Source organism: Jiangella endophytica (assembly GCF_003427025.1).
Taxonomy (GTDB): domain Bacteria; phylum Actinomycetota; class Actinomycetes; order Jiangellales; family Jiangellaceae; genus Jiangella; species Jiangella endophytica.
Window position 1 is genome coordinate 37,166 of sequence record NZ_QVAI01000023.1, and the last position, 21,240, is coordinate 58,405.

Sequence of the window (21,240 nt, forward strand, 5' to 3'; positions counted from 1 at the left end):
TCCCTCACCCATGCGCGGCCGTGCCGTCGGCGCGCAGCTCCACGCAGCACTCGTCGGGGCGCGGTGCCAGGACCGCCCGGAGGCGGCTCGCCTCCAGCCCGCTCAGCAGGCCGCTGAGGAAGGCGTGGTTGATGCCGCAGACCAGCTCGGTGGAGCGGGCGGCGAGCGGGTGGAACGGGCAGTTGCGCAGTCGCACGCAGGTCGGCGACTCGCGCGCCGGCTCGAAGCCGTAGTCGGCCAGCAGGCCCTCGGTCAGCGTCAGTGCCCGCTCGGCCCCGAGCCGGCCCGGTGTCGTGCGGGCCCGCTCCGCCGCGCCGGCGTCGGTGCCGTGCTGGCGTGCCACACGGACCGAGGCCTCGCGCGCGTTCTCGCCGTCGTGCTCGGTGAGCGCCGCGTCGATGAGGACCTCGGCGAGCATGGCGTGCTGCCGTTGCGGGATGGCGACCTGGATGTCGTCCTGTGCGGGCTCGTACACCTTGGGTGTGCGCCCGACCTTGCGGATGCCGCCGACGGGCTCGAAGCGCGCCCGCAGCAGGCCTGCGTCGACCAGCTTGTCGAGGTGGAACGCGGCGAGCTTGCGCGAGATGCCGGCCGAGGCGGCCGCCTCGTCGCGGGTGACCGGCCGCCGGGCCTGCCGGATGAAGGCGTACATCCGGCGGCGCAGCGGCTCGTCCAGCGCGGCGACGGCGCTGATCGCGGCCTCTCGCGTCACACGGACACGATAACGCGTACCGCGATGAGTTCAATCCGCATCGCTTGACCACGATGGGTAATAAGACCAATACTTGTTGGTGAAATAGTTCCTGCCGCGGAGGCCGACGATGATCATGAGCATCGAACACGCGAAGCGGCCCGACGGCGTCCGGCGGTGACGATGGACGCCTCGAGTCACCTGCGGGTGGTCCACGAGCCCGAGGACGGTGTCGACCTCGACGCCGCCGAGCGGGCCGCCGCCGACTTCATGCGCGCCCTCGGCGTCCACTCCGACGCCGAGGGGACGCGGCGCACGCCGGCGCGGATGGCCCGCGCCTACGCCGAGCTGTTCAGCCCGCGCCCGTTCGACCTCACCACGTTCCCCAACGACGAGGGCTACGACGAGCTCGTGCTGGCGCGTGACATCCCGGTCCGCTCCGTCTGCGAGCACCACCTGCTGCCGTTCGTCGGCGTCGCGCACGTGGGCTACCTGCCTGGCGAACGCATCCTGGGACTGTCGAAGCTGGCCCGCATCGTCGAGCACTTCGCCCGCCGGCCCCAGGTGCAGGAACGCCTGACCAAACAGGTCGCCGACTGGCTCGCCGGGCGGCTGGACCCCAAGGGCGTCGGCGTCGTCATCGAGGCCGAGCACAGCTGCATGGTGCTGCGCGGCGTCCAGGCCATCGGCTCGACCACCGTCACGTCGACCCTGCTCGGCACCCTGCGCGACGACGGCCGCTCCCGGCAGGAGTTCTTCGCGCTCTCCGGAGTCCAGGGCTGAGGCACACTGACGACGGGCGGGCCGCGGGAGAGCGGCGTCAGCTCGCGAGGTAGACCAGCAGCGGACCGGCGATGATCAGGGCGATCATCGTGCCGTGGAGGAGCTTGTGGTCGGCCAGCAGCGCCACGAACTCCCGCAGGAACGCGTTGGGGACGTAGTACCGGGCGGTCCTGGCGCCGGTGACCTGTGCCGGCAGCCGGAGCTGACGGGACTGGATGGCGGCGCGCAGCGCGTGGTAGCTGCTGGTGACCACGAGCAGCCGGCCGCCGGCGCCGCGCTCGGCGAGCAGCCGCTGGCTGAGGACGAGGTTCTCGCGGGTCGACCGCGACCGGTCCTCCTCGACCACCAGCTCGCCGGGGATGCCCTGCTCGCGCAGGTAGCCGCCCATCGCCTCCGCCTCGGCGAGCGGCTCGTCGGGCCCCTGGCCGCCGGACGCGACGATGAGCGGGGTGTGTCCGGCGGCCACCTCGCGGTGGTAGAGCTGGACGGCCTTGTCGAGGCGGCTGGCCAGCAGGGGCGGGACGGTGCCGCGGTGGACGCTCGAGCCGAGGACGACGATCGCGGCGTGCCCGGGCCGCGGCGTGAACCGGGAGTACACCAGTGCGTAGAGCGTCACCAGGGTGAAGACGAACCCGATGTAGCCGGCCACGCCGAGCAGCGACAGCAGCAGCGCCGGCAGCACGCCGGGCTCCTGCGAGCGGGCGACGATCAGAAAGCCTGCCGGCACCACCACGACGACGGCGACGATGGCGAGGCCGGCCAGCAGCGACATCGCGTTGCCGAGCCGGAACCGCTCGCGGCGCAGCACGCCGACGCCGTTGACGATCAGCAGCACCGCCAGCCCGACCACGAGCAGTGGCGACGCCACGATGACGACGACCAGTGCCTCCGGCGCGAGCTCGCCGAGCAGTCCGAGCAGCACCAGCCCCGCGCCGAGCAGCAGCAGGAGTCCGTTGCTCAGCCGTCGTGGCTCGCGGTGGAAGCGCCAGGCGAAGACGGCGAGCAGGGCGCCGCCGAGAACGAGCTGCGACGTCATGCGCGCACAGTAACCGGGCCGCCGAGGTCGCCGCGGGAGCTTCGGCCAGACCGGGAAACTCGCTTGCGCGCCCGGCGGACGCCCAGCATCGTGAGCGGGATGAGCGATGCGCCCGAACGGTGGACCCAGGCGACCGTCTATGCGGACATGTGGGTCGACCCTGCCGACGACCCCCGCAACTCCGAGGGCACCAGTCCCGACGGCGAACTGGCCACGCTGCAGGAGTACATCAAGGACTACCGGCTGACGCTGCGGATGAAGTGCGAGGGCCTCGACCCCGAGCAGCTGGCCCGCCGGTCGGTGCCGCCGTCGACGATGTCGCTGCTGGGCCTGGTGCGGCACCTGGCCGAGGTCGAGCGCGACTGGCGCAACTGGGTCCGTCCCGACGACCCCGCGCCGAAGCTCTACGGGCCGCGCGACTCCGACTTCGACGGCGCCGTCGGCGAGCAGTCCGTCGTCGACGGCGCGTTCGCCGATCTCGCCCGCGAGCAGGCGGCCACCGACGCGGTGGTGGCCGCGTATCCCGACCTCGGCACCCGGGTGGGCCACGACGGCCTCGCCATCCGCGAACTGCTGGTCCACCGGGTCGAGGAGTACGCCCGCCACTGCGGCCACGCCGACCTGCTGCGCGAGTGCATCGACGGCCGGGTGGGTCAGTAGCCGCCGTCACCGGGTGAGCTCCGGTCGTCGGCGGGCCGCCGGCGACGTGAGGGCGTCAGCGGCTCGCGCAGCCGACGCACACCCGCGTCCACGGCCGCAGTTCGAGGCGCTCGACCGGGATCGCCGCGCCGCAGCGTGCGCACGCGCCGAAGGCACCGCGGGCGAGCCGGTTCTGTGCGGCCTCGACGTCGCTGAGGATGCGGGCGACGCTCGCGCGGTGCGCGGCGGCGGGGGAGTCGCCGACGGCCTCGGCGAGGTCGTCGAGCTGGCGGCGGCGGCCGGTCGCGGCCTCGTCGAGCGCGGCCTCGATGCGGGCCCGGGCGTCGTCGTCGATGGCGGGGTAGGTGGGTGTGGTCATGCTGCTGCTCCTGGGGCGTGCCGATGAGCGCGCGGGCGCGCTGGGATCACGCGCGGACGGCGCGTGGTGATGGCGGGGTCAGGAGCAGCGGGGCGGCGCGCGGTCGACGCTGCGACGCAGGACGTCGAGGCCGCGGATGCCGCGGGCGTTCTGGGCCAGCTGGAGTGCCAGCAGCGCCGGCCCGGCGAGGACGTGGGCGGGCTCGGACGTCGCCGTCTGTGCCGCAGCCCACCCCGAGATCATGGCCGCACCATAGCAACGAAACCCGCGGGGACCAACGCGCCTGTCAGGGGACGCTGACCAGCCCGGTCTCGTAGGCGGTGACGACGAGCTGGGCGCGGTCGCGCGCGCCGAGCTTGAAGAACAGCCGGGAGACGTGCGTCTTGGCGGTGAGCGGCGAGAGCACGAGCCGCTCGGCGATCTCGTGGTTGGACAGGCCGCGCCCGACCAGCGCCAGGATCTCGCGCTCGCGCGGGGTGAGGTCGGCCAGCCGGTCGTCGGGTGGCGGCGGCGCCGGCGCCTCGGCCACGCCCGGCGCGGCGGACGCGACGTAGGCCTCGATCAGCCGCTTGGTGACCCGGGGCGCCAGCAGCGCCTGGCCGTCGTGCACCAGCCGGACCGCCTCGACCAGCGCCTCCGGTTCGACGTCCTTGAGCAGGAACCCCGCGGCGCCGGCGCGCAGGGCGCCGAACACGTACTCGTCCAGCTCGAACGTCGTCAGCACGATCACCTTGACCACCGGCAGCCTGGCGTCGGCGGTGATGCGCCTGGTGGCCTCGAGCCCGTCGACGTGGGGCATGCGGACGTCCATCAGCACGACGTCGGGGACCGTCTCGACGGCCAGCCGGACCGCCTCGCCGCCGTCGACGGCCTCGCCGACGACCTCGATGCCGGGCTCGGAGTTCAGCAGGGCCCGGAACCCGGCGCGCACCAGCGTCTGGTCGTCGACCAGCAGCACGCGGATGGGGGCGGTCACGGCACGCCCACCGGCAGCGACGCCGCCACCCGCCAGCCGCCGCCGTCGCGCGGGCCGGCCTCGAACGACCCGCCGACCGCGGCGGCCCGCTCGCGCATGCCGCGCAGGCCGTTGCCGGAGCCCGCGCGGCCGTCCGGCGCCGGTCCGCTGCCGCGGTCGTTCTCGACCTCGATGACGATCCTGTCGTCGCGGTGGGCGACCCGCACACGTGCGGTGGTGGGCCCGGCGTGGCGCAGCACGTTGGTCAGTGCCTCCTGGACGATCCGGTAGCCGGTGGCGTCGATGGCGGCCGGCAGCGCGCCGACCGCGGGGTCGACGTCGACGTCGAGCTCCACGCCGGCCGAGCCGAGGCCCTCGCGCAGTTCCTCGATGCCGGCCATGCCCTGCGTGGGCCGGACCGGCGCCGCCGTGACGGCCTCGACGCCCTCCTCGCGGAGCAGGCCGAGGACGGAGCGCAGGTCGTCCAGCGACGCGCCGCTGACCCGTTTGATCTCGCGCAGCGTGGACCGGGCCTGGTCGGGGTCGCGGTCCAGCAGGTGCGCGCCGACGCCGGCCTGCACGTTGATGGCCACCATCGCGTGCGCGACGACGTCGTGGACGTCGCGGGCGATGCGCAGCCGCTCCTCGCCCACCCGGCGCAGCGCCTCCTCCTCGCGGGTCCGCTCGGCCGACTCGGCGCGGTCGACCAGCGCGGCGGTGTAGGCGCGGCGGTCGTGGGCGGCGACGCCGAGCGCGAGCGGGATCGCGACGAACGCGAGGTTCTTCGCGGTGTCCCAGGTGAGGTACCCGTGCGGGCTGTACACCTGCAGGATCAGCACGACCAGCGGCAGCGCGAGCGCGCCGGCCACGAGGGCGGCCCGTCGCCCGCGGTCCTCGGCGAGCGCGTAGGCGCAGATCATCGCCGGGCCGGCGATGGTGACGTAGATGCCGGCGCCTGACATGACGGCGAGCAACAGCAGCATCGCCAGGGTGAGCGCCGCCACCGGAGCCTTGCGGCGCAGCAGCACCGGCGCCGCGGCCAGCACGACGGCGCCGACGGAGACGACGGTGACGTCGGCATCCGGCGTCCGGGCGACGTCGATGATCATGAGCGCCACGCACAGCGCGAACCCGGCCGCGTCGAGGACGCGGTCGCGGACGGAGCCGGCGGGCAGCAGGGTCACGACGTTCACGGTAGTGACGAGACGCCCGGCTCGTCGTCCTCCCAGGGGAGTACGTCGAGCCGGGCGTTCGTACGCCGTCACGGGCGGGCGGGCTCACCCTCGGAGACACCGACCCGGTCGTGCACCCGGCGCAGCCACATCGGCGCCCACCAGTTCCACTTGCCCATCAGGCCCATCAACGCCGGGACCAGCAGCGAGCGAACGACGAACGCGTCGACCAGGACGCCGATGGCGGTCGCGATGCCGATCTGCTGGATGAAGGAGATCTCGCTGGTGCTGAAGGCCCCGATGGCGACGGCCAGCAGCAGCGCCGCGGCGGTGACGACGGCACCGGTGCGTCCGAGTCCGACGGCGACCGCTTCGCGCTCGGAGAGGCCCTCCTCGCGGGCCTCCTTGATCCGGCCGAGCAGGAACACGCCGTAGTCGGTGGAGAGGGCGAACACGAGCGCGGCGGCGATGAGGAAGTTCGTCGGCTCGATACCGCCGTTGGGCGTGTAGCCGAGCAGGTCGGCGAAGCGTCCGTCCTGGTAGATCCAGGTGATCGCGCCGAGCGCCACGCCCACGGTGAGTGCGTTCATCACGATCGCCTTCACCGGCAGCACGACCGACCCCGTCATCAGCCAGAGCACCAGCATCGTGAGCAGCACCAGCAGCGTGACGGCCAGCGGGAGGCTGCCGGCGATCGCGGCCTGCTGGTCGATGAAGTCGGCGGCCGGCCCGGTGACCAGCGCGTCGACACCGCTCCGCTCGGCCAGATCGCGGACCTCGGTGACGACGGCGCGGGCGTCCTCGCCGGCCGGGTCGCCGGTGACCTCGAGGTCGACCTGCCAGGTGCCGCCGCCGAGGTCGACGGGCTCGGCGGGCGTGACGACGCCGGGCAGCGACGACGCCTGGCGGGCCAGCTCGGCGGGGCTGTCGCCGTCGACGGCGATGGTCACCGGCGTGGTGCCGGTGCCGCCGTACTCGCTCGCGATGGTGTCCGACACGACCCGGGCGCTCTGGCCGGGCGGGACGATCGTCTCGTCGACCGGCGTCCAAGCGGTGCGCAGCGCGGGGGCGGCGAGCACGACCATCACGGCGGCGGTCACGACGGCGATCAGGCCGGGCCGGCGCATGACGGCGTGCGAGACGCGGTACCAGCGGCCCTCGGCCGCGTCGCCCTTCCGGCGGCGGGCCAGCTTGGCGCCCCACAACCCGAAGACCATCGGGCTGATCACCAGCGTCGCGACCGCCGCCACGACCGCGACGACGGCGCCGGACAGGCCCATCGAGCGCAGGAAGCCCATTGGGAACACCAGCAGCGTCGCCAGCGCGACGGCGACCGTCGCCGCGGAGAACACCACCGTGCGTCCCGCCGTCCGCATCGTCGTGACCAGGGCGCCGAGCGTCGGTCCCTGCCGGTCCAGCTCCTCGCGGTAGCGGGTGAGCAGGAACAGCGTGTAGTCGATCGCCAGGCCCAGCCCCAGCCCGATGATCAGGTTCAGCGCGAAGACGCTGACGCCGTAGACCTGGTTGATCCCGGTCAGCGCCAGGAAGGTGCCGAGCACCGTGGTCACGCCGACCACGAGCGGCAGGACGGCGGCCCGGCCGCCGAACACCAGCAGCGACAGCAGCACCAGCACCGGGAACGCGAAGATCTCCGCGCGGGCGAGGTCCTGTCCGATCTGCTCGCCGAGCTGAAGGCCGACGACCGCGCCGCCACCGACCGTCACACCGTCCTCGCCGGCGAACGCGTCGACGGCCTCCCGGGCCGTGGCCTCGTCGTCGGCCGACGCCGCCAGCGTCGCGACCACCAGCGCCGACGACCCGTCCGGCGCCGCGCCCGCGACATCGGCCGAGGCGACGCCGTCGATGCCGGCCAGCGTCGAGACCGCCGCCTGCACATCGGCGTCGCCGGTGCCGGGCGGCGTGTCGACCAGCAGCACGACGCCCGGCGACGGCTGCAGCCCGGTGGCGGCCTCGATCCGCTCGACCGCGCGCACCGAGTCGGCGTCGGACGGCGTGAACCCGCCCTCGGAGTCCAGCGCCCCGGCGACCGGACCGCCGACCGCGCCCGCGACGACGACGAACAGGAACAGGGCCACCAGCGCGCGGCGCGGGTGGTCATGCAGCGCCCGGAGGAGCCGCCGCAGCGGCCCGGCGTCCGGGACGCCGGGCGGGGGAAGGGAGGTGCCGGTCGGCTGGGTGAGATTCATGCCCCCGACCCTCGCCGGGACGGGTGCCCGCCCGCGTCCGGCCGGGGAAGTAACCGCGCTGCCCGCGCGACCCGGACTACTCCCGTGGGTGTACACCGCCCGGGTCACCGCCGGCTGCCTTCATCAATAGCGAGGGACGCGTTCCCGACGCCGATTCGGGCGCGGACCGCGATTCCGGCTATCGAGGTCAGATGCCGTCGCCCACCCCCACCGTCAACGACCCGAGCGAGCCATGCCCGCTCCACAAGCAGGCTGCCGCCCCACCACCGACAATCGGACTCACTCGGCTACGGGCGGACCCAGCCGTCGTCGCCGGTGTGGCCGCCGTAGGTGGCGATCTTGTACTCGGTGGCGGCGAGGGAGAGGGTCAGCTCGCGGAGCTGGCGGCGGATGATGTCACGGTGCTCGAGCAGCATGTCGAGCCGCTCGGGCACCGTGTCGTCGCCGGCCTCGACCAGCTCCACGTAGTGCTGGAGGTCGCGGATGGCCATGCCGGACAGCCGCATTCGGGTGAGGAAGACCAGCCGGCGCACCGCGGCGGGGCTGTAGCGGCGGTAGCCGCTGGCGTCGCGGCCGACGTCGACCAGGCCGGCCCGCTCGTAGTACCGCAGCGTGTGCGGCGAGACGTCGAGCAGGTCGGCGACCTCGGCGATCGTCATCGGCGCCTCGACGTCGCCGCCGGTGCCGGCCAGCCGGTGGATGACCTCGACCGGCTCCGGTCCGTCGAGGTCGGACAGCGCCGCCAGCGCCCGGCCCATGAGGTCCTGGACGGCCATCAGGCCGACCCCGCCGAGGTGGGGATCGGCCGCGACGACGGCGGCGCCTCGGGGAAGTCGGCGGCGCGGGCGGCGGCGGCCCAGCGCCGCACGGCGTCGAGGCCGGCCGTGTAGGAGCCGCTGATGCGCTCGACCGCCTCGGCGCCCAGCGGCAGTCGCAGCGGCGGCGTCTCGTCGCCGTGCACCAGGCCGACGATCAGGTCGGCGGCCCGCACAGGGTCGCCCTCCTGGATGCCGTCGGCGCTGGTCAGGTCGGCGCGCACCGCCGCGAGCACGTCGCGGTAGACCGGGTCGGCGTCGGCCAACGCCAGCACGTCGGCGCCGTTGAACCCGGTGCGGAACCGGCTCGGCTCGACGAGCATGACGCGGACGCCGAACGGCGCGACCTCGCCGGCCAGCGCCTCGGACCAGCCTTCGAGGGCGAACTTGCCGGCCGAGTAGGCGCCGACGCCGGGGTAGGACATGCGCCCGCCCTGGCTGCTCATCTGCACGATGGTTCCGGCGCCCTGCTCGCGCATGACGGGCAGGACGGCGCGCACGAGTGCCGCCGGGACGAAGAAGTGCAGGTCCATCGCCTCGCGCAGGTCCGTCTCGGAGACCTCCTCGGCCGCGCCCACGATCCCCCGCCCGGCGTTGTTGACCAGCGCGTCGACCCGTCCGAAGCGTTCGGCCGCCGCTCGCACGAGCGGCCGCGCCAGGTCGGTGTCGCGGGCGTCGAACTGCCAGGTCGCGAGGGTGCCGGGGTACCGCTCGGTCAGGTCGGCCAGGGCTTCGGGGCGACGCACCGCCGCCATGACGGCGTCGCCGTTCTGCAGCGCCCGCTCCGCGATCGCGCGGCCGAAACCGCGCGACGCACCGGTGATGATCCACGTGAAGGTGTCGTTCATGCACACGACGCTAGGGCTGTGAGCGCGCTCGAAGGCAACCGTCACCCGGACGGCGGCACGGTGAACCAGTGGTGATCGGGGATCTTCGGGTCGTACGCGCCACGCGGGAGAGTGTCCTGCAGCCGCAGCGTCCACTGCAGCAGCAGCCAGGTCAGCTCCTCCCGGACGCGGGCGTGCTCGGGGTCGGCGAACAGGTCGACGACCTCCAGCGGGTCGGCGCGCAGGTCGTACAGCTCGCCCTGGCCGGTGCTGTGCGCGACGAGCTTGTGGTCGCCGCGGCGGACCATGCGCGACGCGCCGCTCTGGGTGACGGTGTTGAGCTCGTCGAACGTGGGCCCGTCGTAGGAGTAGTGCAGCGGCGGCCGCTCGTCCGGCCCGTAGGTCGTCCCGCCGTAGCCGCGCTCGGCGTAGATCGACGAGAAGACGTCCGCCGGCGCCGGCTCGCCGCGCAGCAGCGGCTCCAGGCTGCGCCCCTGCACGCCGTCGGGGATCGCGGCACCCACGAGCTCGCAGACGGTCGGCAGGACGTCGACCAGCGAGACCAGCTCGTCGCGGACCTGGCCGGGCCGCACGCCGTCGCCGTGGAAGACCATCGGGATGCGGACGAGGACCTCCGGCAGGCCGGCGCCCTTGCGCTGCAGGCCGTACTCGCCGACGTAGTCGCCGTGGTCGCTGAGCAGCACCACCAGCAGCGGTCCGTCGAGCACCGACCGGGCGTGCTCGACCAGCCGCCGGATCTGGTCGTCGATCATCCTCAGCATGCCGCAGTAGTTCGCCCGGTAGCGCCGCCAGTGCTCGTCGTAGTCCGGACGCTTCTCCTGGATCAGCCGCTGCAGCCAGAGCCAGTGACCGCCCTTCGCGCGAGCCGCCTCAGGACCGTGCTCGCGGGCCGGCACGTCGTCCTCGGCGAACAGGCTGAAGTACGGCTCCGGCACCTGGTAGGGGTTGTGCGGCTCGGGCAGCGACACCCACAGGAACTGCGGCTGGTGGCCCGCGGCGTCCAGCGCCTCGACGGCGCGGTCGACGATGCGGTGCGGCAGCTGGCACTCCAGCGGGAACGGCGTCGGCTCCATCGCGACGCCGTGGTCGAGCTCCTCCAGCCAGGCGTCGAACGCGCGCTCCTGGTCGGTCTCGGCCGGACCGGCCGTGTGATAGTACGGCCCGGCCCAGAAGTCGAAGTCGCCGGGGCCGCGGTGCATGTGCGGCTTGCCGGAGAAACTCAGCCGGTACCCTGCCGAGCGCAGCACGTCGAGCAGGTCCTCGGCGTAGTAGGCGTGCTCGGCGTTGCTGTTCTGCGTCACCTTGTGGCTGGACGGGAACCGGCCGGTGAGCAGGCTGGTCCGGGCCGGGACGCAGGCCGGGGACGTGGTGTAGGCGTCCGGGAAGCGCAGGCCGCCGGCGGCCAGTCCGTCGGCGAACGGCATGGTGTCCAGGCCGAACCCGGACCCGGCGGTGAACCCCGCGCGGTGCTGGTCGGTCATCACCAGCAGGACGTGCGGACGGGTCACGGCCGGTCTCCCCGGACGATCGCGGCGATGTCCTCGGCCGGGAGCTTCGGCTTGCGGTTCTCGTCGCAGAGGCCGTTGATCTCCTGGCGGGTGTCGGTCAGCTGGGTGTAGCAGAACCCCGACAGGTGCGGCGAGTCGCGGACGGCACTGACGACCGCCTCGAACCGGCGGCGGAAGTCGTCCTCGTCCTCGGCGCCCGAGTAGCCCCAGGCGTCGTCGACGGTCGGGCCGGTGGCGTAGGAGATGCCGCCGAACTCGGTGACCATCACGGGGCGGGGTTCGCCATCGGACGGGCCGAGCAGCATGCGGTGCCCGGTCGGGCCGATGCCGGCGAGCAGGTCGCGCAGCCGCTCCGGGTCGCCGTACCGCTCGCGCAGCACCTCTCCGGACGCCTCGTAGTCGTGGAACGTCCACAGGTCGGAGTCGGTGTGCTCCCAGCCGTCGTTGGACAGCACCGGCCGGGTCGGGTCCAGCGCGCGGGTCAGGCGGGCCAGGCCGCTGGCGTAGGCCTGCTGGGCGGGGTCGTGCGCGATCTGGTGCACGCCCCACGACTCGTTCAACGGCACCCAGGTGACGACGCACGGGTGCGACCGGTCGCGGCGCACGACGTCGACCCACTCCTGCGCGAGCCGGCGCACCGCCGTCGCGTTGAACTCGTAGGCGGCGCCGGTCTCGCCCCAGATCATCAGGCCGAGGCGGTCGCACCAGTACAGGAAGCGCGGGTCCTCGACCTTCTGGTGGATGCGGGCGGCGTTGAAGCCCAGCGAGCGGATCAGCTCCACCTCGGCCCGCAGCGCCTCGTCGTCCGGCGCCGTGTAGTGCGACGACGGCCAGTACCCCTGCTCGAGCACCGACCGCAGCACCACCGGCCGGTCGTTGAGCAGGAACCGGCCGTGTGCCAGCCCGACGGAGCGCAACCCCAGGTAGGACGCGACGGTGTCGTCGCCCACGCGCACCGCGGCGTCGACCAGGTTCGGCCGCTCCGGCGACCAGAGCAGCTCCCGCAGACCCTGTCCGCTGCGCAGCGCCGGGACGGTGATGACGGCGTCGACGCGACCGGCGTCGGTGGTCACCCGGTGCCGGGCGAGCTCCCGGCCGCCGAGGGTCAGCTCGACCTCCACCTCGACCGGACCCTCGGGCCGGCGGCTCAGCTCCAGCTCCAGCCGCACGGTGCCGGCGGCGAGGTCCGTGCTCCACGCCAGCTCGCCGACGTGCAGCCGCGGGACCGCCTCCAGCCAGACGGTGCGCCAGATGCCGGTGCTGCGGTGGTACCAGATCGCGTGCGGTTCCGGCAGCCAGTCCTGCTTGCCGCGCGGGACGGTGAGGTCGTGCGGGTCGTCCTGTGCCCGCACCACGACGACGTGGGTGTCGCCGTCGTCGAGCGCGTGCGTCACCGGGACGGTGAACGGCGTCTGGCCGCCCTCGTGCCGGCCGACGTGGACGCCGTCGAACCACACGTCCGCGGTGTGGTCGACGGCGCCGAAGTGCAGCAGCAGCACGTCACCCTGCCGCCCGAGACCGGCGGCGGCCAGGTCGCCGGCCGTCACCTCGATGCGGTACCAGACCACCGGGTGGTAGGCGGTCTCACCGATGCCCGACGCGGGCGACTCCGGCGCGAACGGGAGCCGGATCCGCCGCGTGAACGCCTCCGGCCGCTCGTACCAGCGCTCGTCGAGCCCCTGGTCGTGGTCGTCGTAGGCGAACCCGCACTCGCGGTCCAGTGTCTGGACGGCTGCGCGGACGAGCTGGGGACGGGGGTGGGTGCCGTCCTGCGTGCTGGCGTGGATCATGAGTCCTTCCTGGGACATCGTCACTTGATGCCGGTCGTGGCGATGCCACGGACGAGGTAGCGCTGGCCGAGCAGGAACACCACGAAGACGGGGAGCAGCGACACCACCGACATCGCGAACATCGAGCCCCACGAGGAGCTCGACGCGGAGTCGACGAACGATCGCAGCGCCACCGGCACGGTGTAGACGCTCGGGTCGGTCAGGTAGATCAGCTGGCTGAAGAAGTCGTTCCAGGTCCAGATGAAGGTGAAGATCGCGGTCGTGGCGAGGGCCGGCGTCATCAGCGGCAGGATGATGCGCAGGAAGATCCGCGCGTGCCCGGCGCCGTCGATGCGCGCCGCCTCGTCCAGGTCGCGCGGCAGCCCGCGGATGAACTGCACCATCAGGAAGACGAAGAACGCATCGGTGGCCAGCAGCTTCGGCAGCACCAGCGGCACGAACGTGTTCGTCAGCTCGAGCTGGCTGAACACGATGTACTGCGGCACGATGATCACGTGGATCGGCAGCATGATCGTCAGCAGCATGATGGCGAAGAACAGCCGCCGGCGCCGGAACTCCAGCCGCGCGAACGCGTACGCGGCCATCGAGCACGACACCAGGTTGCCGACGATGCAGCCCACCGCCACCAGCAGCGAGTTGAGCACGTAGCGGCTGAACGGCTGGCCCAAGGCGTCCCAGCCGTCCTGGTAGTTGCTGAGGTCGACGTCGGTGAGCAACAGGCCGGCTCGGCTGAAGATCTGCTCGTCCGGTCGCAGTGAGCTCACGACCATCCACAGCAGCGGATAGAGCATGACCACGGCGATCGCGATCAGCAGGACGTGTTTGCCGGCGCGGACGGCGACCCGGCGGGTGGAGCGCTCAGTCATCGTAGAAGACCCAGTACTTGGAGACGGCGAAGTTGATCGCGGTGAACACGGCGACGAGGGCGAGCAGCAGCCAGGCCATCGCGGCGGCGTAGCCCATGTCGAAGTTCTTGAAGCCCTGCTGGTACAGGTACAGCGAGTAGAACATGGTCGAGTCCGACGGCCCGCCGTCGCCGCCGGAGATGACGAACGCGTCGGTGAACGCCTGGAACGCGCCGATGACCTGCAGCACGAGGTTGAAGAAGATGATCGGGGTCAGCAGCGGCAGCGTGATGGAGCGGAACCGCCGCAGCCGCGAGGCGCCGTCGACGGAGGCGGCCTCGTAGTACATGTCCGGGATCTGCCGCAGCCCGGCCAGGAAGATGATCATCGGCGCGCCGAACGTCCAGACGTTCAGCGTCATGATCGTGCCGAGGGCCGTCGACGGGTCGGAGATCCATCCCCGGCCCTCGATGCCGGCGAAGCCGAGCACCTGGTTGACCAGCCCGTCGTGGCCGAACATCTGCCGCCACAGCACCGCGATCGCCACCGAGCCGCCGAGCAGCGACGGCAGGTAGAACGCCGACCGGTACAGCGCGAGGCCGCGCATGCCCTGGTTGAGCAGCACGGCGAGGCCCAGCGACAGCGCCAGCTGCAACGGGACCGAGACGATGACGTAGCGGAACGTCACCCAGAGCGCGTTCTGCAGCCGCGGGTCGTCGAACAAGCGCTGGTAGTTGTCCAGACCGATCCAGCCGGGCGCCTGCAGCAGGTTGTAGTCGGTGAACGACAGCCACAGCGACGCCACCATCGGCACGATGGTGACGGCCAGCAGGCCGGCGATCCACGGCGCGAGGAACACCCAGGACGCCCGCTCGTCCGCCTTCCCGCGGGCCGTCACCGGCCCGCGGGAGGTGGACTCGCGGCGCAGCCGGGACAGCTCGCCGAGTGCGGACATCAGAACCCTTCGAGCACGCGGTCGGCCTCGGCGAAGAACTGCTCCGACGCGGCGCCGATGTCGGTGGCGCCGAACGCGATGTCCTCGGACAGCTTCGTGAACAGCGCCAGCAGCTCGCCGTAGCCGCGCGGCCACGGGCCCGGCGGCGGGCCGACGCGGTCGTCGCCGAGCGACTCGACGTAGGCGATGGCCTTGCCCTCGGGCGTCGCGGGGTCGGCGGCGAGCACGTCGCGGGCCTCCTGCGACGGCGGCACGCCGAGGGTCAGCCCGATGGCCTCGACCGCCTGCGGGTCGTTGACCAGGTAGTCGATCAGCTCGGCCGCCTCGTCGGGGTGCTCCGATGTCGACGAGACCGACCAGAAGTCCAGCGCCTTGAGGAACTGGCCCGGGTCGCCGCCATCGGTCACCGGCATGGGCTGCAGCTCGAGCGTGTGCTCGTTGAGCGCCTGGAAGAAGGAGATCTGCTGGACGAAGACGTAGGTCGCCGGCGCGAGACCCTGGGTGAGCACCGACGTCTCGAAGGTGTCGGACTCCGCGGTGATGTCCGGCGGCGGCGCGCCGGACTCGTCGCGCATCGACTGCCAGTACGTCCACCAGTCCTCGAGCACCGACTGGTCGAAGGCGAGCCCCGTGCCGTCGTCGGAGAACAGTTCCGAGCCGTGCTGGCGGACCCACACCTCGAACGCCTGCAGCTGCCCGCCCATGTCCGAGGAGCCGTAGAAGCCGGGGTTGGCCTGGCCGATGCCCTTGGCCCAGTCGGCGTACTGCTCCCATGTCCAGTCCGGCGCCGGCGCCTCGGCGCCGAGAGTCGCGAGCAGTTCGGGGTCGGTCAGCAGCGCGTGCGAGATGACGCTCTGCGGCACGCCGAAGTACTCGTCGTTCAGGACGCCGCTGTCCTGGACGTCCGTGTCGAGGCCGTCGGTCACGATGGTCTCGCCCACGTACTCGTCCAGGGCCTGCAGCGCGCCGCGTCCGGCGTAGTCGGCGAAGTAGCTCATCGACATGCGGGTGACGTCGGGGCCGGAGCGGCCCGCGGTCTCGGTGGCCAGCCGGTCGAAGTAGTCGGCGAAGGCCGCGCGGCTCACCTCGATGGTGACGCCGGGGTTGTCCTGCTCGTACCGGTCGAGCGTCTCCTCGAGCGCCGCGTGCAGCGGGTCGCCGCCGTACCAGCCGACCCGCAGCGTGATCGAGCCGTCGTCACCTTCCGCGCTGTCGCCGCCGCCGCAGGCGGCGAGCACCAGGGTCGTCGCCGCGGCCGCGGCCGCGAGGGCCGTCCATCGCCTGGGCCGGAGCTGAGGTGTGGACACGTGCATCACTCCTGAATCTCGTCATTGACATCGGGGGATGAACCGGGGTTGCTGCGGCCTTCGAACCGGGTGACCTCCTGGGTCCCCGCGTTCGCGCGCAGGCCGGTGGCGTAGCGCCAGCCGTCCAGCGCGCCCGGCCGGGTGAAGTCGACGCGGCCCTGGGTGGTGGCGGTCGTGACCTGCGCCCAGCCCAGTCCGCGGTCGACCCAGACGCCGATCGCGTTGCCGTCGAGGACGAACGCCCAGCGGTCGCCCGGATCGAGCGGCGCGGAGCCGCAGCAGGCGTTGGTGAGCTGCCCGTCGATCCGGAGGTCGACGCCGTGCTGGCCCCGGATCCCGGTCCAGGCCACGACGTAGTTGCGTTCGTCCTTCACCAGGCCGACGAACTGGGAGTCCGGGACCTGGCCGTTGTCCGCGAACCGGCCGTGCTCGACGATGACGACCGCGCGAGAGCTCGCCGGCCCGGACTCGTGCGCGACCAGCCCGTGGTACGCGCCCGGCCCGGTGGCCCGCAGCCGCCCGCCGCCGAAGCTCAGCTGCGGCGCCGCCTCGGTCGCCGACGGCCGGTAGACCGTGTAGGCGGCGCCGGAGTCGGTGTCGAAGGTGTCGTCGACGCCGACCTCGGGGTAGGCCTCGGGATCGAACCCGACCGTCGAGTTGGCGACGGCCTGGATGGCGTGGCCGTCCCAGCTCGCGGTGGCGGTGAAGGCGGCGGTCTGCCCGGTCGTGACCGGCGTCGCCGAGCGCACGGCGAAGGCGACGTGCCGGGCCTCGCCGGGTGCGAGCGCGGCGACGCGGACCGGCTCGTCGCGGGTCGCGGTCCAGCCGTCCGGCGCCGCCAGCCCGACCACGACGTTGCGCGCCGTCGTGGCGGTGTCGTTGACGACCGAGACGACGACCGTCCCGGTGCCGCTGGCGAGCGAGATCGCGGCCGGCGCCTGGTAGACCGAGAGCCGGTCGTCGACGGCCCGCGGCTGCGGCCGCTCGTCCTCGACGGTGACCCGGCCGGCCAGCAGCGCCGGCGGGATGCCGTGCCGGCCCGAGCGCGCGCCGAACAGCGACAGGCCGCCGCCGTCGGAGGCGAACCGCAGCGTGACGGTCTCGGCGCCGCGCCACTGCCGGGCGTCGACCGGCACGGCGACGCGGTAGCCCGAGCGGTTGCCGAAGTCGCCGGGGATCGAGCCGCGGGACCGGCCGGCCAGAGCGGTCGGCCCGTTGGGGTCGTCGGGCAGCCGGACCGGGGGCAGCGCCTCGCCGTTCACCGACACGGTGAGCGTGGCCGGGTAGCGGCGGGCGCTGGTGACGTGGTTCGGGTCGTATCTCCCGGGCGCCTGGGCGGCCGCGACCTCCGCGACCAGCGTCGCCTCACGGACCGCCCCGGTGCGGACCTCGTCCGGCACCGCGACCTCGTACTCGAAATACCCGCGGCCGTAGCCGGTGACCCAGTCGGCGCCGCCGGTGGTCTGCGCGAGCGCACCGCCGGTCCAGTCCTGCGCGGCGACGTCGCCGGGGGAGAAGCCGGGCTCGCCGCCGGGCCCGGGCGTGTCGAACGTCAGGTAGTTCTCGGCGACGGTCTCGCCGCCGGCCTCCAGCCAGACCCACAGGTAGCCGTTGCGCAGCTCGTCGGGCGCGGTGACGGACACGGTGCCGGCCTCGACCGAGGTGTAGCGCGTCGGGGCGATCGCCCGCGACCCGCCGCCCGCGTCGGCGACCCAGCGACCCGCGTCGTCGTAGCCGCCGACCCGCCAGTGCAGCTGCGCGCCGGACAGGTCGGCGTCGCTGAAGTGGCTGATCTTGACGGGGACGCTGATCGTCTCGCCCCGCTCGACGGTACGGGCGCCGAGCCCCATCAGCGAGATCGCGTCGTCGCCCTGGAGCAGCTCGATGGTCCGGGGCCGGCCGAGGTGGTCGACGAACTCCGGCGCGTTCGGCTGCCGGTCGAAGCGGAACGGGCTGTGGATCTCCTGCTCCGTCTCGGCCAGCTGCACGCCGACGTAGCCGTTCAGCTTGGGGTAGGCGCGGAACAGGCTGACGACGTGCGGGAACTGGCCCCACCGGATGGAGAACTCGGAGTTCAGCCAGGGCTGGCCGTCCTGGGCTCCGGCGTTGAAGTTCCACGTCGAGCCGGGTTGCACCTGCGGCGCGAACCGGTCGAGCAGGCTCTTCCAGTCCGCGTAGGTGTCGAGGTAGTAGTGGAAGTCGTTGAGGTCGGTGTCGCCGAGGTGGCCGTTGTTGCAGCAGGCGGAGTTGTCGACCACCAGCCGCGACGCGTCGAGGTCGCGGGTGAGCTGGACCATCCGGCGCACGTACGGGAACGCCTGCTCGGGGATCGGGTCCTGGAACGGCCGCTCGTTGATGCCCCACGACTCGTTGAAGACGTTCCAGATGACGATCGACGGGTGGTTGTGGTCGCGCTCCAGCGCGTTGCGCAGCAACTCCTCGAACAGCGGCTCCGCCTCGGGGTCGCCGAGGGAGTGCCAACCGGCGTTGGGCAGGTCGTACCAGACCATCAGGCCGAGCTTGTCGGCCCAGTGGTAGTAGGCCGGCTCGTTCACCTTGAGGTGATGGCGGACCACGTTGAAACCGAGGTCCTTCGCGTTCTGCAGGTCGAGCAGGATGGAGCCGCGGCCGGGGTCGTCCTCGGTGCCGGTGGCGAGGTCCGGGCCGGCCGTCACGCCCGTGTAGGTGTAGATGCCCCACGGGTTGTAGCCCTGGTCGAGCACGCCGCGCACGTAGATCGGCCGGTTGTTGAGGTGGATGTACTGGTACTGGCCGTCGCGGCCGGGCGCCCACTGGCGGTCGACGGTGCGCAGGCCGAAGCTGGTCCGGACGCCGTCGGCGTCGCCCAGCCTGAAGTCCGCGGTGTAGAGCGCGGGGTCGTCGGGCTCCCACAGGTGCGGGTTCTCGACCGGGAGGCGGGCGCTGCCGCGGCCGTCGGTCAGCGGGACCTCGACGGTGCCGACGCTGCTGCCGTCCGGCCCGGTGACGGTGACGGTTGCGGACGTGCCGCCGGTGGCCTCGACGTCGATGCGCGCGGCGGCGGCCGACGGGGTGCGGGCGTCGCCCTCCCAGGTCAGCTCCGGGGTGACCTGCGTCCGGGTCAGCCGGGCGCCGGCGTACGGCTCGATCCACACCGACTGCCAGATGCCGCCGATGTCGCTGAACCAGCCGGTGTTCTCGCCGTCGGGCTCGCCGGTCTGCTTGCCCTGCGGGTACGGGGAGTCCGGTGTCGTCGGGGGCGCGACCACCCGGATCGTCAGGGTGTGCGTCGAGCCCGGTGCCAGCGCGCCGAGGTCGGCGCCGATCTCGGTGTAGCCGTCGCCGGAGTAGGGCAGGACCGGCGCGCCGTCGAGCCAGACCGCGGCGCCCCAGTCGGCGGCGCCGATGCGCAGCCGCACGCTCCGCCCGGCGAAGTCCTCGGGGACGGTGAACGAGCGCTGGTACCAGACGGTGCCGCGGTAGCGGGAGAACGCGCTGCGGAACACTTCGGAGGTGGCCAGGTCCTCCTCGCCCCACGCGGCCAGCGACTGGTAGCCGAACGGCACCCGGATCGCCTGGTCGAACTCGTGGCCGGGGTCGAACCAGCGCTCGGTCTCGCCGACGTCGCCGGGGTCGAAGCCGAACGACCAGGTGCCGTTCAGTGACTGCCAGACGTCGCCGGTGAACGGCCGGCGGTCGGCGTCGGGCCGCGGGTACTCGGCCCGCGCCGGCTCGGTGTCGCGGGCCAGCTCGAGGGTGACCGAGCGGCCCGTCGTGGCCGACGCGAACGCGTACCCCTCGCGGGCGGCGATGACCAGCGCGCTGCTCTCGGGCACGCCGGTCAGGACGAACGTGCCGTTCGCCGCGGTCGTGGCGAACACGTCGCTGCCCGAGGCGTGCACGCCGGCGCCCTCGATCGGGGCTCGGGTCTCGGCGTCGACCACGCGGCCGCGGACGTCGAGGGCGGCGGCTGAGGCGGAGGCGCCGGCCGCGGTCTGGGTCGCGGGCCGGCTCGCGGCCCGGGACGGCCCGGCGCCGGCCGGGACGGTCGTGGCGAGCAGGGCGCAGACGGCGAGGAGCGCGAGGGCGAACGTCGGGCGCTTCGTTGCGACGCGAGTCGGCATGAGCGGCACAGTAGCCATGCCGGCGCTCGGGACGCAACCCATCGATTTGACGTTGTACATTGTGACCGACAGTGGATCACTGCAGTACAGAGCGGTTTTGATGCAGGGTTCCGTTAACTGGAGTGCAACGTTAAACTGAGTCGCTCCAGGAGGCGGCGCACTCTGAGAGGATGTCTTCGTGCTTGATCCATCGACACAGCGACCGGCCGTCGGCATCCGCGACGTCGCGGCGTTGGCGCGGGTGTCGCCGACCACGGTGTCGAACGTGCTGTCCGGCAACCGGCGGGTCAGCGCGGCCACCCGCGAGCGGGTGCACTGGGCCATCGACCAGCTCGGCTACCGGCCCAACCTGTCCGCGCGCAACCTGCGGGTGCGCCGCGCCGGACTGATCGCCGTCGCCGTCCCCGAGATCGGCGTGCCCTACTTCGCCGAGCTGATCGGCCACGTCGTGCAGGCGGCCCGCGAGCGCGACTACACCGTCCTGATCGACCAGACCGAGGGCCGGCTTGAGGCCGAGCAGTTCGTGCTCAGCGGCATGAACCCGGGCATGGTCGACGGCATCCTGTTCAGCCCGCTGGGCATCGAACGGCCCGAGTACGAGAACCGCCGCGACACCACGCCGCTGGTGCTGCTCGGCGAGCGCATCTCCGGCAGCGGCGTCGACCACGTCGCCATCGACAACGTGGCCGCCGCGGCCGACGCCACCGGCTACCTCATCGAGCGCGGCGGCCGGCGCATCGCCGCCATCGGCCACCAGGAGCGGCGCGGCGGCGGTACCGCGCCGCAGCGCACCGAGGGCTACCGGCAGGCGCTGGAGGCCGCCGGCCTGCCCTACGATCCGTCGCTCGTCCTGGCCACGTCCAAGTACCACCGCCGCGACGGCGCGCTCGCGATGACCGAGCTGCTCGACCGCGGCGCCCAGCCCGACGCCGTGTTCTGCTACTCCGACCTCGTCGCGCTCGGCGCCATCCACGCGCTGCGCGAGCGCGGCCTGCGGGTGCCCGAGGACGTCGCGATCATCGGCATCGACGACATCGACGAGGGCCGCTACAGCACCCCCACCCTGACCACCATCGAACCCGACAAGGTCGCCATCGCCCGCACGTCGCTCGAGCTGCTCTTCGACCGCATCGCCGACGGCTCCCGCGAGCCGCGCCAGGTGGTCGTCCCGCACACCCTCACCGTCCGGCGCAGCGCCTGACCGCAT

Annotated in this window: 18 protein-coding genes; 3 read left to right on the plus strand and 15 right to left on the minus strand. The window is 72.9% G+C overall.

Annotated features, from left to right (window positions below; genetic code table 11):
• Nucleotides 1-4: 4 nt before the first annotated feature.
• On the minus strand, nucleotides 5-712 hold the full coding sequence (locus DZA62_RS31175) for a helix-turn-helix transcriptional regulator (protein ID WP_116952868.1): 708 nt from the start codon (nucleotides 710-712) through the stop codon (nucleotides 5-7).
• A 162-nt stretch (nucleotides 713-874) separates the two neighbouring features.
• Here DZA62_RS31175 and folE point away from each other — a divergent pair, with 162 nt between their 5' ends.
• Entirely contained in the window at nucleotides 875-1,474 is a 600-nt protein-coding gene (gene folE / locus DZA62_RS31180) for a GTP cyclohydrolase I FolE (protein WP_116952927.1), read from the plus strand.
• A 37-nt stretch (nucleotides 1,475-1,511) separates the two neighbouring features.
• Here folE and DZA62_RS31185 read toward each other — a convergent pair whose 3' ends face one another.
• Nucleotides 1,512-2,510 carry a YdcF family protein gene (locus DZA62_RS31185; protein ID WP_116952869.1) on the minus strand — a complete coding sequence of 333 codons (999 nt, stop codon included), beginning with the start codon at nucleotides 2,508-2,510 and terminating at the stop codon, nucleotides 1,512-1,514.
• Nucleotides 2,511-2,609: 99 nt separating this feature from the next.
• On the opposite strand from DZA62_RS31185, the gene DZA62_RS31190 reads away from it, so the two are divergent.
• Nucleotides 2,610-3,170 carry a DinB family protein gene (locus DZA62_RS31190; RefSeq protein WP_116952870.1) on the plus strand — a complete coding sequence of 187 codons (561 nt, stop codon included), beginning with the start codon at nucleotides 2,610-2,612 and terminating at the stop codon, nucleotides 3,168-3,170.
• Between the two features lie 55 nt (nucleotides 3,171-3,225).
• On the opposite strand, the gene DZA62_RS31195 is transcribed toward DZA62_RS31190, so the two are convergent.
• The 13 genes from DZA62_RS31195 to DZA62_RS31250 form a co-directional block, all read right to left on the minus strand.
• Nucleotides 3,226-3,528 carry a TraR/DksA family transcriptional regulator gene (locus tag DZA62_RS31195; protein WP_116952871.1) on the minus strand — a complete coding sequence of 101 codons (303 nt, stop codon included), beginning with the start codon at nucleotides 3,526-3,528 and terminating at the stop codon, nucleotides 3,226-3,228.
• Between the two features lie 78 nt (nucleotides 3,529-3,606).
• Nucleotides 3,607-3,771, minus strand: coding sequence for a hypothetical protein (locus tag DZA62_RS36050; protein WP_157988022.1), 165 nt, complete (start codon nucleotides 3,769-3,771; stop codon nucleotides 3,607-3,609).
• A gap of 43 nt (nucleotides 3,772-3,814) precedes the next feature.
• The gene (locus tag DZA62_RS31200; RefSeq protein WP_198664394.1) at nucleotides 3,815-4,504 is read right to left on the minus strand and encodes a response regulator transcription factor; all 690 of its coding nucleotides are present in this window, start codon (nucleotides 4,502-4,504) and stop codon (nucleotides 3,815-3,817) included.
• A complete protein-coding gene (locus DZA62_RS31205; RefSeq protein ID WP_116952929.1) occupies nucleotides 4,501-5,667 on the minus strand; it encodes a sensor histidine kinase in 1,167 nt (388 codons plus the stop codon). The genes DZA62_RS31200 and DZA62_RS31205 overlap by 4 nt, the downstream gene beginning before the upstream one ends.
• Before the next feature lie 77 nt (nucleotides 5,668-5,744).
• Complete coding sequence (locus DZA62_RS31210) at nucleotides 5,745-7,862, minus strand: MMPL family transporter (RefSeq protein WP_116952872.1); 2,118 nt, start codon at nucleotides 7,860-7,862, stop codon at nucleotides 5,745-5,747.
• 287 nt (nucleotides 7,863-8,149) lie between these two features.
• A complete protein-coding gene (locus tag DZA62_RS31215; protein WP_116952873.1) occupies nucleotides 8,150-8,638 on the minus strand; it encodes a MerR family transcriptional regulator in 489 nt (162 codons plus the stop codon).
• A complete protein-coding gene (locus DZA62_RS31220; RefSeq protein ID WP_116952874.1) occupies nucleotides 8,638-9,525 on the minus strand; it encodes an SDR family oxidoreductase in 888 nt (295 codons plus the stop codon). The genes DZA62_RS31215 and DZA62_RS31220 overlap by 1 nt, the downstream gene beginning before the upstream one ends.
• A 41-nt stretch (nucleotides 9,526-9,566) precedes the next feature.
• A complete protein-coding gene (locus tag DZA62_RS31225; protein WP_198664395.1) occupies nucleotides 9,567-11,033 on the minus strand; it encodes a sulfatase-like hydrolase/transferase in 1,467 nt (488 codons plus the stop codon).
• The gene (locus tag DZA62_RS31230) at nucleotides 11,030-12,823 is read right to left on the minus strand and encodes a glycoside hydrolase family 2 protein (RefSeq protein WP_198664396.1); all 1,794 of its coding nucleotides are present in this window, start codon (nucleotides 12,821-12,823) and stop codon (nucleotides 11,030-11,032) included. Before DZA62_RS31230 ends, DZA62_RS31225 begins: the two co-directional genes overlap by 4 nt.
• A 20-nt stretch (nucleotides 12,824-12,843) precedes the next feature.
• On the minus strand, nucleotides 12,844-13,689 hold the full coding sequence (locus tag DZA62_RS31235; RefSeq protein WP_116952876.1) for a carbohydrate ABC transporter permease: 846 nt from the start codon (nucleotides 13,687-13,689) through the stop codon (nucleotides 12,844-12,846).
• Nucleotides 13,682-14,623: a carbohydrate ABC transporter permease gene (locus DZA62_RS31240; RefSeq protein WP_116952877.1), complete on the minus strand. Its 942-nt coding sequence runs from the start codon at nucleotides 14,621-14,623 to the stop codon at nucleotides 13,682-13,684. Before DZA62_RS31240 ends, DZA62_RS31235 begins: the two co-directional genes overlap by 8 nt.
• Nucleotides 14,623-15,930 (minus strand): ABC transporter substrate-binding protein, encoded by a 1,308-nt coding sequence (locus DZA62_RS31245; RefSeq protein WP_157988023.1) that lies wholly within the window; start codon nucleotides 15,928-15,930, stop codon nucleotides 14,623-14,625. The genes DZA62_RS31240 and DZA62_RS31245 overlap by 1 nt, the downstream gene beginning before the upstream one ends.
• Nucleotides 15,931-15,935: 5 nt before the next feature.
• Complete coding sequence (locus DZA62_RS31250) at nucleotides 15,936-20,033, minus strand: glycoside hydrolase family 2 TIM barrel-domain containing protein (RefSeq protein ID WP_198664397.1); 4,098 nt, start codon at nucleotides 20,031-20,033, stop codon at nucleotides 15,936-15,938.
• A 178-nt stretch (nucleotides 20,034-20,211) separates the two neighbouring features.
• On the opposite strand from DZA62_RS31250, the gene DZA62_RS31255 reads away from it, so the two are divergent.
• Nucleotides 20,212-21,234, plus strand: a complete 1,023-nt coding sequence (locus DZA62_RS31255) for a LacI family DNA-binding transcriptional regulator (RefSeq protein WP_116952931.1) — start codon at nucleotides 20,212-20,214, stop codon at nucleotides 21,232-21,234.
• Nucleotides 21,235-21,240: the final 6 nt, after the last annotated feature.